12 protein-coding genes, 9 tRNA genes and 1 rRNA gene are annotated in these 13,376 nt (G+C 35.4%); 3 read left to right on the top strand and 19 right to left on the bottom strand.

Annotated features, from left to right (window positions below):
* Nucleotides 1-4 precede the first annotated feature (4 nt).
* The 4 genes from DL897_RS13875 to DL897_RS13860 all read right to left on the bottom strand — a co-directional run bounded on the left by DL897_RS13875 (nucleotide 5) and on the right by DL897_RS13860 (nucleotide 374).
* A tRNA-Lys gene (locus DL897_RS13875) sits at nucleotides 5-80 on the bottom strand.
* Nucleotides 81-114: 34 nt separating this feature from the next.
* Nucleotides 115-199, bottom strand: a tRNA-Tyr gene (locus DL897_RS13870).
* Nucleotides 200-212: 13 nt separating this feature from the next.
* A tRNA-Ala gene (locus DL897_RS13865) sits at nucleotides 213-288 on the bottom strand.
* Nucleotides 289-297: 9 nt separating this feature from the next.
* Nucleotides 298-374 (bottom strand) — tRNA-Ile (locus DL897_RS13860).
* A 395-nt stretch (nucleotides 375-769) separates the two neighbouring features.
* Here DL897_RS13860 and DL897_RS13855 point away from each other — a divergent pair.
* The gene (locus DL897_RS13855; RefSeq protein WP_113659749.1) at nucleotides 770-967 is read left to right on the top strand and encodes a hypothetical protein; all 198 of its coding nucleotides are present in this window, start codon (nucleotides 770-772) and stop codon (nucleotides 965-967) included.
* Nucleotides 968-1,057: 90 nt separating this feature from the next.
* Here the strand turns inward: DL897_RS13855 and DL897_RS13850 are convergent, their stop codons facing one another.
* From DL897_RS13850 to thpR, 4 genes are all read right to left on the bottom strand, one after another.
* Nucleotides 1,058-1,861 (bottom strand): inositol monophosphatase family protein, encoded by an 804-nt coding sequence (locus tag DL897_RS13850; protein ID WP_168188797.1) that lies wholly within the window; start codon nucleotides 1,859-1,861, stop codon nucleotides 1,058-1,060.
* On the bottom strand, nucleotides 1,861-2,646 hold the full coding sequence (locus tag DL897_RS13845; RefSeq protein ID WP_113659747.1) for a TrmB family transcriptional regulator: 786 nt from the start codon (nucleotides 2,644-2,646) through the stop codon (nucleotides 1,861-1,863). Before DL897_RS13845 ends, DL897_RS13850 begins: the two co-directional genes overlap by 1 nt.
* A 204-nt stretch (nucleotides 2,647-2,850) precedes the next feature.
* Nucleotides 2,851-2,939 (bottom strand) — tRNA-Leu (locus DL897_RS13840).
* A gap of 136 nt (nucleotides 2,940-3,075) precedes the next feature.
* Nucleotides 3,076-3,657 (bottom strand): RNA 2',3'-cyclic phosphodiesterase, encoded by a 582-nt coding sequence (gene thpR, locus DL897_RS13835; RefSeq protein WP_113659746.1) that lies wholly within the window; start codon nucleotides 3,655-3,657, stop codon nucleotides 3,076-3,078.
* Between the two features lie 251 nt (nucleotides 3,658-3,908).
* On the opposite strand from thpR, the gene DL897_RS13830 reads away from it, so the two are divergent.
* A complete protein-coding gene (locus DL897_RS13830; protein ID WP_113659745.1) occupies nucleotides 3,909-5,285 on the top strand; it encodes a peptide MFS transporter in 1,377 nt (458 codons plus the stop codon).
* A gap of 61 nt (nucleotides 5,286-5,346) precedes the next feature.
* On the opposite strand, the gene DL897_RS13825 is transcribed toward DL897_RS13830, so the two are convergent.
* The 8 genes from DL897_RS13825 to DL897_RS13790 form a co-directional block, all read right to left on the bottom strand.
* A complete protein-coding gene (locus tag DL897_RS13825; RefSeq protein ID WP_113659744.1) occupies nucleotides 5,347-6,225 on the bottom strand; it encodes a gamma-glutamylcyclotransferase family protein in 879 nt (292 codons plus the stop codon).
* A 223-nt stretch (nucleotides 6,226-6,448) separates the two neighbouring features.
* Nucleotides 6,449-7,279 (bottom strand): aldo/keto reductase, encoded by an 831-nt coding sequence (locus tag DL897_RS13820; RefSeq protein ID WP_113659743.1) that lies wholly within the window; start codon nucleotides 7,277-7,279, stop codon nucleotides 6,449-6,451.
* A gap of 266 nt (nucleotides 7,280-7,545) precedes the next feature.
* Nucleotides 7,546-7,622: transfer RNA gene (locus tag DL897_RS13815), tRNA-Arg, on the bottom strand.
* A gap of 46 nt (nucleotides 7,623-7,668) precedes the next feature.
* Nucleotides 7,669-7,744, bottom strand: a tRNA-Glu gene (locus DL897_RS13810).
* Between the two features lie 14 nt (nucleotides 7,745-7,758).
* Nucleotides 7,759-7,834 (bottom strand) — tRNA-Phe (locus DL897_RS13805).
* Between the two features lie 5 nt (nucleotides 7,835-7,839).
* Nucleotides 7,840-7,916 (bottom strand) — tRNA-Ile (locus DL897_RS13800).
* 202 nt (nucleotides 7,917-8,118) lie between these two features.
* Nucleotides 8,119-8,664 carry a PTS sugar transporter subunit IIA gene (locus DL897_RS13795; protein WP_240627451.1) on the bottom strand — a complete coding sequence of 182 codons (546 nt, stop codon included), beginning with the start codon at nucleotides 8,662-8,664 and terminating at the stop codon, nucleotides 8,119-8,121.
* A 358-nt stretch (nucleotides 8,665-9,022) separates the two neighbouring features.
* Entirely contained in the window at nucleotides 9,023-9,964 is a 942-nt protein-coding gene (locus tag DL897_RS13790) for a glycerophosphodiester phosphodiesterase family protein (RefSeq protein WP_113659742.1), read from the bottom strand.
* Nucleotides 9,965-10,478: 514 nt separating this feature from the next.
* Here DL897_RS13790 and DL897_RS13785 point away from each other — a divergent pair.
* A complete protein-coding gene (locus DL897_RS13785) occupies nucleotides 10,479-11,150 on the top strand; it encodes a DUF6612 family protein (RefSeq protein ID WP_338067097.1) in 672 nt (223 codons plus the stop codon).
* A 97-nt stretch (nucleotides 11,151-11,247) separates the two neighbouring features.
* On the opposite strand, the gene DL897_RS13780 is transcribed toward DL897_RS13785, so the two are convergent.
* The 3 genes from DL897_RS13780 to DL897_RS18505 form a co-directional block, all read right to left on the bottom strand.
* The gene (locus DL897_RS13780; protein ID WP_113659740.1) at nucleotides 11,248-11,883 is read right to left on the bottom strand and encodes a YkyA family protein; all 636 of its coding nucleotides are present in this window, start codon (nucleotides 11,881-11,883) and stop codon (nucleotides 11,248-11,250) included.
* A gap of 301 nt (nucleotides 11,884-12,184) precedes the next feature.
* A complete protein-coding gene (gene yunB, locus DL897_RS13775; RefSeq protein ID WP_168188796.1) occupies nucleotides 12,185-12,979 on the bottom strand; it encodes a sporulation protein YunB in 795 nt (264 codons plus the stop codon).
* A 275-nt stretch (nucleotides 12,980-13,254) separates the two neighbouring features.
* Nucleotides 13,255-13,376, bottom strand: a 16S ribosomal RNA gene (locus DL897_RS18505); the annotation flags it as partial.

The raw sequence follows: 13,376 nt of genomic DNA, 5'->3' as shown, positions 1-13,376 counted from the left end.
CGATTGGTGAGCCATGAAGGACTCGAACCTTCGACCCTCTGATTAAAAGTCAGATGCTCTACCAACTGAGCTAATGGCTCAATCAAAATCAATTTAAAATTCCTAAAAAGGAGTTGGTGGAGGGAGTAGGATTCGAACCTACGAAGGCGATGCCAGCGGATTTACAGTCCGCCCCAGTTGGCCACTTTGGTATCCCTCCATAAAGTTTTTCTTGGTGGAGCTAAGCGGGATCGAACCGCTGACCTCCTGCTTGCAAGGCAGGCGCTCTCCCAGCTGAGCTATAGCCCCATACTAAAATGGTGGGCCTAGGCTGACTCGAACAGCCGACCTCACGCTTATCAGGCGTGCGCTCTAACCAACTGAGCTATAGGCCCTTTTTCTCATTTTTTCTTTGCTTTATTCATTTATGTAATGTCCTGACAGATATATAATATAACAGCCTTCATCTATAAATGCAATAGGGTTTTTTAATAAAAGAAAATTTAATTTATTTTAGATTGTAGAGCATCATTCTCCCACCACTTCTTTATTCACAATGGATAAAAATAAGTGATTCTCGTTTAACCGAAATAGGAAATCTAGTTTGCTAATAGTTCCAAAGATTTAAATCGCCATATTAATAAACTGTCATTTTATGTCTATCATATAGTTTTATTTATATATAATATAGTAAAAAAATGATGGTTATTTAGCTAAATCAGAAGGGTTTAGTAAAATTTTATTGAATAATTCAGATAGTGTTAAAATAAAAACAAAAGGAGTGATCAGATTGATCTTACGCCTCTTTTCTGTTACTTTACTCATTTTAGTTATATCTTTAAGCTCAGGAATAATCCTTGAAGAACAAATATCTCCAACGTATGCAGCCAATTTCAATTTTGATTTTAGTAATAATTTTAATAACAATGAAATTGAATTTGAAATAGAAGAAATTAATATAAATGTTGATGTTGATATTGCTGTATAGATTCGTTTCGATTAAAAAATAACTATAGAATTCGAAGGATTATATGTAAAGAGCCAATTTCCTTAGTATCATGGAAATTGGCTTCGTTTTTTATAGAATTGTTCGCAGTTCATCTCTTATTTCTTGATGTATATCGAGATTTGCTGCTATGATACCCGCTGTTCCCCATGTAAAGTTACTACCTTGACTATCAGAAACCACTCCACCAGCTTCCCGGATCAATAGAGCACCAGCAATCCAATTATATAGTTCATAGCCATATTCAAAATATCCATCTACTCGACCACATGCAGTGTAAGCTAGCTGGAGTGAAACAGACCCAAGCATCCTTATAGCAAATGATTTTGGCATTATTTGCGCCATTCCACTTAAAGTAAGGTTTGTTACTTCTTTATCTCTAGCTGGGAAGGATGGTGGCGTTGTAGTAATAATTGCATCCTGTAGTTTTGTCTTATGTGAAACCCGAATCCGTTTTCCATTTAGATAGGCCCCCTTACCAGCAATAGCATGAAATAACTCTTGGTGACTTGGATCATATATAAAGGATAATACAGGTTCACCATCACGGATTAGACATAAAGAAATGGCATATGAAGAAATTCCTTGTAAAAATTGTACAGCGCCATCAATTGGATCACAAACCCAATATTCTCCTTGAAACTCTACATTCTCTTGCTTTTGAATCTCAAATTCTGATTCAGACCAATGGATATGTGGATATTTTTTTGCAAGAGCGCCTTTTATTCGATGAGTAGCCCAATCATTGGATTCCGTAAATCGTATCAATAAATCATCTATGGAGGATCCACGATTCTCTTGCTTCAAAGTCTTATTTAGACGTTCACCAACACTTTTAAGTAGTTCTTCACAAAAGCGAATATCAATGGTAGTCATTATATATTCCATCCTTTTTCTTCGAAATAAGAAAACAGCTTTTTGTAATTTTCACCGTACTTTTCTTCAAACTCTGTACCAAAGTCATCTTCGATATGTTTCATAATCATATCGTGGTAGAAAGCATTTTTTAACATTTCGATTACAGCTGGATGGTCCGTTTCTAATGCAGAAGGTTTAATTGTCCCTCCAAAGCTACCCAGCAAAGCTGAACTAGAGTCACATAGAATAGAAAATTTCCTTTCATCCATAGGCCATTGATCATCTCTCTGATGATTAAAAACATGTTTAAGAGGAGTGTGACATGAACCAATGGTAATAACGATGACAGTAATTCCTTTACTTTCTGCTAAAAGTAACGCCTCCTCCACCCACTGTAGATCCTCTGCCCATATATCTACAATAATGGATGTATCCGCATTAGCAATAATCCGCCGTATTGCTGTTTCTATCACTTTACTTCCTTGCCAGTTGTAGAAAGCTGGAGCGGGGCTTGGTTGCGATTTCATTTGTTGGATAAGAGCTTTTGAAGTTTGTTCAAGTTCCGATTGAACAAGACGTACTAATTGTTCTATCGGAACAGCATTATACCGAGTCGTTTCTCCTTCCATTCTACGACAGGCACCTTTATCTGTTAGTGAACGCAAAGCAGAATAAACATTCGTGCGTGAGACAGATATTCGCTTAGCTACCTCATAACCTGATAAATCATGCTCTTCATGGAGTGTGATGTAACATCTAGCTTCAAGATCAGACAAACCTATTTTTTTTAGTAAATCAATCATTAGAAACTCCTTTTATTAGTAGTATTTATATACACTCCTAAATAGGAGTGTATATAAATACTACTACACATTTCAGAAATGTCAATGGATATTTCCTCTTTGTAAAAATTTTTCTACACCTAATCAGTTGAATAAATATTGATTAGAAAAAACACCAAATAAAAAAATCTCCTAATCGAATAATGATTAGGAGATTTTTTTATTTGGTGCCGAGGGCCGGACTCGAACCGGCACGATAGTCACCTACCGCAGGATTTTAAGTCCTGTGCGTCTGCCTATTCCGCCACCCCGGCATATATTTGGTTAGTTCTTCCTGAGAACAATTCAAAGTATAGCATGGTTCTTTTTCTTATGCAACACTTTTTTATTTTTTTTAAGAATACCTCAATCTAAAAAGGGGTTAAAACATTATTTTTATAGATCCATTAACTATTTGATATCCGTATCAAAATGAAATATTTCTAATGCATGATACATAGGCTTTTTTCCTAGCTGAGTTTCGTAAAGTACAATCTGATCGACTTTCCACTCCAAAAATCTTCTATATTCTTTCTTATCAAATAAAAGTGTTGAAAGGACAAAATTATTTTCACGAAATTTCCGAGCCAAAGTAATATGAGGACGATAAGGGCGATCTTCACCATAAAACCCAAATGGTTCCAATGCTTGTAGTACTTCTTTCTGTAGTGAAGTCAAAGCCATCAAATTTCCTTTGACCCCCATCCATAAAACTCTTGGTTGTTGCTCTTTCCCGAATACACCTAAATTTGAAATAGATAGGAAAAAGGGAGTTGTTTCCTGAGCAACCTGTCTAATAGCATCTCGAATGAAGTTTAATTTAGCTAAGCTCGTTTCTCCCAAAAAATACAAAGTTAAATGATAATCTTCAGGGCAAACCCATTTTTGGAATGGCAAATTTTCTTGTAAAACTTTTACCTGTTTTGCTAAAAACTCTTTCTGCTCCTTAACAATAGGAATCGCTATAAATAACCTCTTTGTGGATGCTGTCATTTTCAACTTCCTCCTTTTTAGGATTTTCCAGTATCTTTTGTCTGTCCTTTCTATCTTTCCCCCTTTGGATACAGATATAGTATCAACGGCTTTTTATCTTAGATCATAGTGTTTTTAACCTATCAAGAATAAGTTCCTTCATTAATTGAAAATCTATATTTATATGTCTGTGTAGTTTCATTCACTTTCAATCATTAAAAATAAGTTCTTTATAAGATATGAATATATATATGATCGAGGAGGAAATGGAAATGGAAGTAACACTTCAAGGGCAACGCTCAGATCATTCTTCATCCAAAAAACATCCACCTGGTTTATATCTCTTATTTTTCACTGAACTATGGGAAAGGTTTAGCTACTATGGATTGCGATCATTATTGGTTCTTTATCTAACCACCTCCTATATTCAAGGAGGCTTAGGATTTAAAGAAACCACGGCAATGAGCATTTACGGACTATATACTGGAGCAACATATTGGACACCTATTATTGGCGGTTATTTAACAGATCGTTTTTTCGGTAGACGGGTAGCTATTACACTCGGTGGGATAACTATCGCAATAGGAAATATTATTTTGTTTGCCAAACATAGTAACTGGGGGCTTTATCTGGGGCTTGCATTCATTATCTTGGGGAATGGTTTTTTTAAACCGAATATCTCAACACTTGTTGGAGAATTATATGCTGTAAATGATAAAAGACGTGATGCAGCTTTTACCATCTTTTATATGGGTATTAATCTCGGCGCCTTCATGGCACCACTTATTTGTGGTTTCTTAGCTGAAGATTTATTTAAAACAAAAGTAAATGAAGTGATCCACTATGGATTTCAGTATGGATTTCTAGTTTCATCAATCGGTATGATTCTAGGTCAGGTTATATTTAATCTCTTTGGAAAACGTTACCTTGGGGATATTGGTAAGAAGCCTGTAGGAAGACGAGATAAAGGCAAAAATAACAATAAACCCCTAACGAAAAAAGAAAAACAACGCACTGCTGTTATATTTATCCTAACCGTCTTTGTCATCTTCTTTTGGGCGGGATTTGAGCAAGCAGGAAGTTCATTAACCGTCTATACGAACACATTTGTTCATCGTGAAATATTCGGTTGGACGATACCAACTTCTTGGTTTCAGTCGGTAAATCCTTTATTTATTATCCTTTTAGCTCCATTAGTCTCAGCCCTATGGTTAAAACTAGCCAATTCAAAAAAAGCTGATCTTCCCATCCCTACTAAGATGGGACTTGGTATGATCCTACTCGGTCTTGGCTACATTATCCTATTATTTGCCGTACTTCAAACAGGAAGTAATCCAAATCACATCCCACATAAAGCTCATATCCTTTTTATTGTCGCTACTTATTTACTCCATACATTAGGTGAGCTTTTTCTCTCCCCCGTTGGTCTATCTTTAGTTAGTCAAATCGCCCCCGTTAAATTAACATCTCTACTGATGGGAATTTGGCTAGCTGGAAACGGAATTGCCAACATTCTAGCAGGACAACTGGCCGCATTTACACAGTCACTTGGATACTTTGAGGTGTTTAGTCTTATCGGCATTACTTCTATATTACTTGGTATCATTCTTTTATTTATTTCAAAGAAACTAGTAAAAATGATGGAATAAGTTACTGGTTTCCCTTCTAGCTTATGAAGGCGAAACCAGTCTTATCTAGTGGGAACAAATCTTATTCTTCAAGCTGTAAAGATAAAATATCCAAATTAAACTGATCTTTATGGTACTTTACCAATTGATTTAAGTATTCGTCACTTACAAATCCTTTTGCTCCACGGATAATTTCCCGAAGATAATGCATTGGCGGGGCTGTCTCTTCTTCTTTTTCTCTGACTATAAACGTTAATAAATGTTGTGTAACTTCTCCATTAATTTTCCCTGTAACAAAAGCAGGACGATAAATACCCGCGGTTCGCTGAGCACCCTCTCTTATGTACAAATAGTCTAAAGCTTCTTGATTAACACGATATACTTTCCCTTCTACCGTCCCTCCTATTTCTACAATATCGGCTCTACCACCATCTTGAGCACGGTAGGTATAACGAAATGAATACCCTGTGATTTCTCCTCTTCCTACGACGTCTTGGAAAAGATGTGGACACCCATGAATATGAAAACGTTCATCATCCATACAAGAACCATAGGCAAAATAATACAACTCGGGTAGTTTTAAATATTGATAGCATTTCCAATCCCCTCTAGGAATCGAGGCTAATCCTTCTATCTGAGTCGGTTCAAAGACATACATCCACGCATGTTTTGTTCCTTGGTCATAATGAACGATTTGTGTAATTCTTTTGACTTGTTTTTTTTCATCTGAATTGATCTCTAATTCCAATCGATCTAATTCAGCCAATTGATCATTTGTTATTCTATATAACTCTCCATATACGCGACTATCAGAACCGACAATCATAACCGGATTAGTTCCTGTAATATATAGTGCTCCTTCAGTCCAACATTGCTCAGCTACTTTTTCAGCAGATTGCAGAAAATGATGATTCGCTTCCCCAGTTCGTAAAGTTCCATAAACAAAAATTAAATGTGACATCTTTACCCCTCCTCATTCAATATATTCCCTTTTCTGCATAACATTGCCCCATCAATTCATCTCAACTATTCTTCTGATTTATAAAATAATTAAAAACAGATTTCATATTCTAATTTAATCTATAGTCAAAGCGTATCACGAAAAAATACGAAATACTACTTCTTTTATAAAGGAAATGATCACATAAAAAGCACCCTACCAAAGAGGGTGCTGATGACATTAATTAAAAGTCAAAGTTATCAGGATCTGGGCCAAAGCGATGATTTTTATTCAATTGATCTATTTGATCCATATCTTCTGGTGCAAGCTCAAAATCAAAAATATCTGCATTCTCTATAATACGATGCTCTTTTATTGACTTTGGAATGGTGACGACTCCATGCTGCAAATCCCATCTCAAAACAATTTGAGCTGGAGTTTTTTGATACTTCTTAGCTAATGTTTGAATGGTCTCATCATTAACTACTGCTCCCTGCATCAGAGGACTCCATGCTTCCAATTGAATTTGTTTTTCCTTACAAAAGGCTAATAACTCTTTTTGAGTCAAGTAAGGATGAAACTCTACTTGGTTTACCATAGGCTTCACAGTGCAATCAGCTAATATATCTTCTAAATGATGGACTTGGAAATTACTTACGCCTATCGCTCGAACCAAACCATCACGATAAAGCTTTTCTAATGCCTTCCAAGTTTCTTTATATTTCTCTTTAACTGGCCAGTGAATTAAATATAAATCAACATAGTCAATACCGAGCTTTTGACGACTTTCTTCAAATGCAGCCAAAGTTGAATCATATCCTTGATCAGCATTCCACACTTTTGTAGTAATAAACAGATCTTCGCGAGCAATACCTGAATCTTTGATCGCTTTACCCACACCTACTTCATTTCCATATACTGCAGCTGTGTCAATACTACGATATCCAGCTTTTATAGCTGCTTTAACTGCATTTTCAACTTCTTGCCCTTCTTTTGTTTTCCATACACCTAAGCCTAACCAAGGCATTTGAACACCATTATTTAGCATGACTGTATCATGAGTTGATTTGCTCATATGTAGCACCTACTATTCTATTTAATATCAATGGTGTCGAACTACTACTAAAAAGATTTTAGAGGTATATTTATCCTTGATAATCGACACTACTGTTTATATATATATTTTACCATTTGTAAATCTAATTATCAGTAACTCACATCAATTCCATTTAACTATTCCCCATATCTAAAGACAAAAATTTAGGATAATCATCGATGAAGAGGGATTTTCTTCATTTTTAAAGATATAAAAAAACTTATCAACCGATGTTGATAAGTTTTTGGCGTGCCCTGGAAGATTCGAACTCCCGACCTTCTGATCCGTAGTCAGACGCTCTGTCCAGCTGAGCTAAGGGCACATATAGAGCGGAAGGTGAGACTTTATAAGTCATTTTCGCAATAGGATGGTGACCCGTAGGGGATTCGAACCCCTGTATGCCAGCGTGAAAGGCTGGTGTGTTAACCGCTTCACCAACGGGCCATCATATTACTTACTGGTGGCTCGGGACGGAATCGAACCGCCGACACGAGGATTTTCAGTCCTCTGCTCTACCGACTGAGCTACCGAGCCCTATATGGTGGGCCTAGGCTGACTCGAACAGCCGACCTCACGCTTATCAGGCGTGCGCTCTAACCAACTGAGCTATAGGCCCTCATATTCATTTTTCCTTCGACTTATTCAATCATTTGCTGCTCACAGATATATACTTTAACATGCTTTTTATATAAATGCAATAATTTTTTTTAAAAAACTATCTAATAGTTGAATCTTCCTTCCGTCAGGTTGCTGTCTATAATCAGCAACCTGACAGGCTAACCATTAAAACCTACTCATCTAATAATGCATGTCTCCCTCTATATCCCCTTTACCAATACTTCCAAAACAGGATCGACCCCTGCTACTACATTTCTTTGAATCATAGCTTTTTGCTTGAGTGCTAGATCCATATTTGTAATTACGACTGGAGTAGCAATTGAACATCCTGCCTGTTGAATCAAATCTAAGTCAAATTGGATTAATTCATCTCCCTTTTTCACCTGTTGATCTATACCTACCAAAGCAGTAAAACCCTCTCCATATAACTTAACAGTATCAATACCCACATGAATTAAAACTCGAAGACCACTCGGATGCTGGATACTAACAGCATGACTTGTATCAAATAAATGAGAAACAACTCCATCGATTGGCGCTACTACTTTTCCATTTGTAGGAATAATCGCTAATCCATCACCAGCTATCCTTTGTGAAAAAACTAAATCCTCAACTTCATCTAATGAAACAGCTTTACCTGTAACTGGAGCAACGAATGTCAACCAATTCCCTTGCTCTTTGTGTAAAGATTCTTGCTTCTGCTTTGTAAATAAATAACGTATTTTCCCCTTAATAATTTCGTTCAACCCCTTTAGTCGTCTCTCACCAAGTCGATTCTAATTCATTATATTTTCAGATATTTGCAATTTCAAGTCCAGATACCCACTTCAAAGTGAAACTATAATAGGCTTCCATACCTTAAGTCTTTAAATCTTTCCCAAACCAAGAAAATGATTGAAATGAACCTATCCTACTTATGCTATAGCTTTGAAGAAAGCGTTTCTGATCAATCGAAGAACAGGAAGATTGCAGTATACTTGATCACAGAATCAGAAGTCTTCTGTCCCTCTTGAATCAGCGACGCACTTCTTATAGATGAGTAGAACTTTCTTATGTAAAAACGTTGAAAACCATTGCATCCATGAAAAGTAAGGTTTTTCTTTTCTATTTTAGTTTCATTTCTGACACCACTTCTTTTAACAAATCGGGTCGATTGGTAATGATTCCATCTGCTCCCAGTTGGATCAGCTCTTTCATTGTTTTCTTGTCATCAATGGTCCAATAATGCACTTGCATGTTGAGACGATGGGCTGCATCAATTAAACTTTTGTCCTTTAGGTTCATTCCACTATACTCGATCGGAATCTGTATTACATGGGCGGATGGACGATATAATCCATCTAACCAAAGCTGATTTAAGATCACAAACTGAGCCACCTCAGCAAGGCTTGCACCTATGCCTGTCTCTCCCTTGGACTCTTCGATAAAACGATCCACAATATCATCTTCAAAAGATGTTACAACCACTTTCTTTTCAAGCTTGTGCTTTTGAATCAATTGCCATAGTTTATGTTCAATTTGTGACTTTCCTTTCAATGGATAAGCATCTTTAATTTCAATATTAAAATAATGATCTTTCCCATATTTCGAAAAAACTTCATCTAAAGTAGGGATATACACTCCTTTTCCTCGAAAACTATACTCTCCTTTTAAATCTTTAAAACGATATCCTGCATCTAATCTTTGTAACTCTTTTAAAGATAATTCATCAACTCTACCTTTTCCATTTGTTGTTCGATCGACCGTATCATCATGAATAGTGACTAAATGACCATCTTTTGTCATATGGATATCTAGCTCTAATACATCTACATTTAGGCGATGAGCTTTTTCAAAAGCGGCTAATGTATCAGCAGGTGCCAATAGTTCACCACCTTGGTGAGCTATTACTAAGGGTTTTTTACGATTTGCAAATACATCTGACTGTTTTTTGGAAAAGAAGTGATACATAACTCCCTGAACTGAATATACCAATAAAAGAAGGAATACACAGCTTAATAAAAACTTTTTCTTCTTATTTATATTCGATTTTATCATTTGTGGCATTTGGCTCTCCCTTTCACTTCAAGGGTAATTTTTATTTGATTTTTGCTGTAAACTTTTCATAGTATAAGGAGATACATTTACTTCTTAGAGCATGTTGCATAATTGGAACCAGAACCTAGATCATTCCTAGATGAAGCCGCGAATCGTTTTTGTGTAGGATCGACCTTTGCGCCAAACCTTTAGTGGGAGTGAGTTCAAAAACGATGAGCGGCTGATTAAGAAGGGCAACCGCTTCTTAGAAAAGGGATTGATAAAAATTATATATAAATTTGTTTATATCGTAAATTAATGTTAAAATAAAATTAATTATTTTGATTTTTGTTTGATTATATCGAGGTGATATAGTGACTTTCACTTGGACCTCTCTAACGTTGATTATCCTAATCCTAATCTTAATTGCAGCAACCATATATGCTTTTAAAAAAAAAACAAGCCATATCCTGAACCTTCTCCAGAAAATATCATCTTACAAGCCACTGAACGAATCAAGAAAGAAGTTGGTTATCGTTTAAAAATGACTAAGCACAAAGTGGAAACAATAACTTTCCATCAAGGCGTCCACGTTTTGCAACAACCCATGATCTCACAACAGACAAATATGACCTATTATGTTGACGTCGAATTTATTAATCCAAGTCATTTTTATTACAAAACAGATATCATCGCAGACTTTCCTGATCATATCCATCAAACTTTTTTTGAAGAGGTCTTTCTCAAAAATCAATCATGTTATAGGAAAAATGAAAGAGGAGGAGCATGGAAGAAAGTAGATAAGGCCTTAAAAGCTCGGTTATGGCCACCAGAAAAAGATTATTATGATCTAAAGAGGATATTTCAACTTTTAAAAGAACAAGCGAACAACATTAAAGTTAGAGAAGATGATCACTCTTACCATCTAGAGATTTCCCTCCAAGAAGTGCCACAAATATTGCCGTTTGTTGGTGACTCCATCAGAAGATATAAGGATAACCCTTCCTATTCCTTTCATCAGTTAAAATTCGATTCCTTTCATCTTGTCTATTCGTTTAACAAAAAAACATATCAAGCTACCAAAGTCAAACGAAATATACGATTTCGTATTCCTTATGTTAATAACTGGCAAAAAGGGGTCGTCTCTGAAGAGTTTACCATCTACTTTTACAAAGAGACCAAACAGATCAAGGCTCTTGATTATTTAAAAATTTAACTAATTAGAGCAAGGTATCCATACCGGATATACAATAAAAAAGGGATGACCTAAAGGACCCTTCAAGTGCCTTTAGAGTCATCCCTTTTTTTGCTGTTTAAGGATTAATATTTGGTAACTCCGTAATTGTTCGATTATAAACTTTTTTATTAAGATCTTTCCATGCTTGACGCTCTTTACCATCTTGGATTTTAAGCTCTTTATTTAATCGATCCAGTCGATCATATAAATCTTTATAGTTATCTTTTGGTGGTTTGGATCCATCAGCCAATGCTTGATAGTAATCTTTATCAGACTTAATCACATCTTCAAACGCTTTGACATAGTCATAATATACCTTTAGTGTTTTTGAAAAGCTATCATAAAAATCATTAGCTAGCCTTTTTTCTTCTTCATCGGAAAACAAGTCAATTTGATTTTTTGCTAACGGCATATACCTTTCTACTTCTTTAATTCCATTTAATAAATTGGGTAATTCCTGTTTTGACTTTTGGAGCCCATCAGCATATTTTTTCGCTTGATCCATTGTAATTTTCTTATCTATCGAAAATGCTGTGTCGCTTTTTATTTGTTTGTAGGGTTCATTTATTTTTCTTTCGATATCCACCAATTTATCAAACTTTTCAACAGCCATATCTAAAATATTACGAAGCTTTTCTTTTTCATCTGGACCAGAAGAACACCCTGACAAAAGAAATATCATCGAAAACATAATGATCCATATTCTCTTCATAAAAGTATTCCTTTCTTGCTACCATTGTATTTCCATGAAACATGGAGAATGATAACTTTTTTGACAAAATTAGTCTTACAAAATCACATTTTAACAGATATCTATTTAGTAGTAAAATAAAATTTTCAATCTCCACCAAATGTTCATAATAAAACTGATGAGTAATTATAGTATAAGTAATCATTTTAAACTCTGTCAGAATAATCTTGTATATTTTTTAACAAGATATTCATTTTAACAACAAACAAAAGGGATGGAAAGTATTCCCTCCCATCCCTATCCATCTATCTTCTTTTTCAAGCTATTTTCTCGACTCTATCGGTAATATGGGTTGTGCTGGAGGAAAATAGCTAGGTACATCTCCGACAATAATTTGCCTTACAATAGGTTGACTAAACTTAACCTTAAAATGTTCTTCTGTAAATGGGATAAGTACTCCCATATCAATCTCTGCTTGAAGATATACAATCACTAATGAAGTGTTAATTCCTGAAGATTCAATTTTAGAAGTTAGTACTACATGTGGTACTCCTTCTACCCAAATATTTAATGGAAGTTCCATTCCTATATCAGAAAGGATGCTACTTCTTACTACTTCACCTAAAGACATCTTTATAATATGATTTTCAGACTTATGTAATTCTTTCATGATACTTTCTGTTACCCTATTATAAATAAGTACTTCCGCTTGACTATTAAAACTGGCACCAATGATTCGACCTTCTTTATCCTTTTGCAAAAAGATTAATTGATTTTTTGTACTATTTAACTCTTTATTCATCGTGTGTATTCCTTTTAAAAAAGCTTTCTGTGCAACTGTTTTTACTTTCGTTTTAGCGATCACTTTTAGTGAAGGTTGTAAATGATTTTCTCCTATCCAAAAGGATATGAAAAGGATCACTGAAAATATGAAGATCAAAATGATAGATTTTCGAAAGCGTAGTTTGATTAACGGAAATTTACGATATGTACCACTTGAGTGCTGATGTATAGGGGGCTTATTGCGAAATCTAAACTTCCAATTATTCCTTAGTTTCCACCAATGGTGGAAGAATAAAAATTTGCGGCGGCGAACTAAACCGCGACGAAATATCATGATCATTACCCCTTCAGATACCATTTCTATTTGTATAGTTTATTCAGACAAACATACAAATATCATTAAAAAAATGATCATAATAAGCCCTATAAATATTAAATAAAAAAGAGAACAAGGTTACTTCCTGTACTCTTTTTTAGAACTGAAAAAACTCCTATCCTCATTTTAGAGAATAGGAGTTTTTCATCTTTGTATTCCTTGAAAACTAAAGGTGAGAACATGACCCGAGAGGTTTCGATTCAAAAATTTGTATCGATAAAGATACTCCGTAGAAAGGAGGTGATCCATCCCCACCTTCCGGTAGGGATACCTTGTTACGACTTCACCCCAATCATCTGCCCCACCTTCGGCGGCTGGGTCCTTCCCGGGGTTCCCCGCAAAGTAGTACTTTGTG

It is taken from the genome of Thermoflavimicrobium daqui (assembly GCF_003313465.1).
GTDB lineage: Bacteria > Bacillota > Bacilli > Thermoactinomycetales > Thermoactinomycetaceae > Thermoflavimicrobium > Thermoflavimicrobium daqui.
The sequence above is the reverse complement of the archived record's forward strand: the minus strand, read 5'-3'. Positions and strand labels throughout refer to the sequence as shown.

Excerpts from the sequence above, each read along its gene's own strand:
- DL897_RS13850 (WP_168188797.1), bottom strand. The coding sequence starts at position 1,861 with ATGACTACCATTGATATTCGCTTTTGTGAAGAACTACTTAAAAGTGTT.
- DL897_RS13845 (WP_113659747.1), bottom strand. The coding sequence starts at position 2,646 with ATGATTGATTTACTAAAAAAAATAGGTTTGTCTGATCTTGAAGCTAGA.
- thpR (WP_113659746.1), bottom strand. The coding sequence starts at position 3,657 with ATGACAGCATCCACAAAGAGGTTATTTATAGCGATTCCTATTGTTAAG.
- DL897_RS13830 (WP_113659745.1), top strand. The coding sequence starts at position 3,909 with ATGGAAGTAACACTTCAAGGGCAACGCTCAGATCATTCTTCATCCAAA.
- DL897_RS13825 (WP_113659744.1), bottom strand. The coding sequence starts at position 6,225 with ATGTCACATTTAATTTTTGTTTATGGAACTTTACGAACTGGGGAAGCG.
- DL897_RS13820 (WP_113659743.1), bottom strand. The coding sequence starts at position 7,279 with ATGAGCAAATCAACTCATGATACAGTCATGCTAAATAATGGTGTTCAA.
- DL897_RS13790 (WP_113659742.1), bottom strand. The coding sequence starts at position 9,964 with ATGCCACAAATGATAAAATCGAATATAAATAAGAAGAAAAAGTTTTTA.
- DL897_RS13785 (WP_338067097.1), top strand. The coding sequence starts at position 10,479 with ATGACTAAGCACAAAGTGGAAACAATAACTTTCCATCAAGGCGTCCAC.
- DL897_RS13780 (WP_113659740.1), bottom strand. The coding sequence starts at position 11,883 with ATGAAGAGAATATGGATCATTATGTTTTCGATGATATTTCTTTTGTCA.
- yunB (WP_168188796.1), bottom strand. The coding sequence starts at position 12,979 with ATGATATTTCGTCGCGGTTTAGTTCGCCGCCGCAAATTTTTATTCTTC.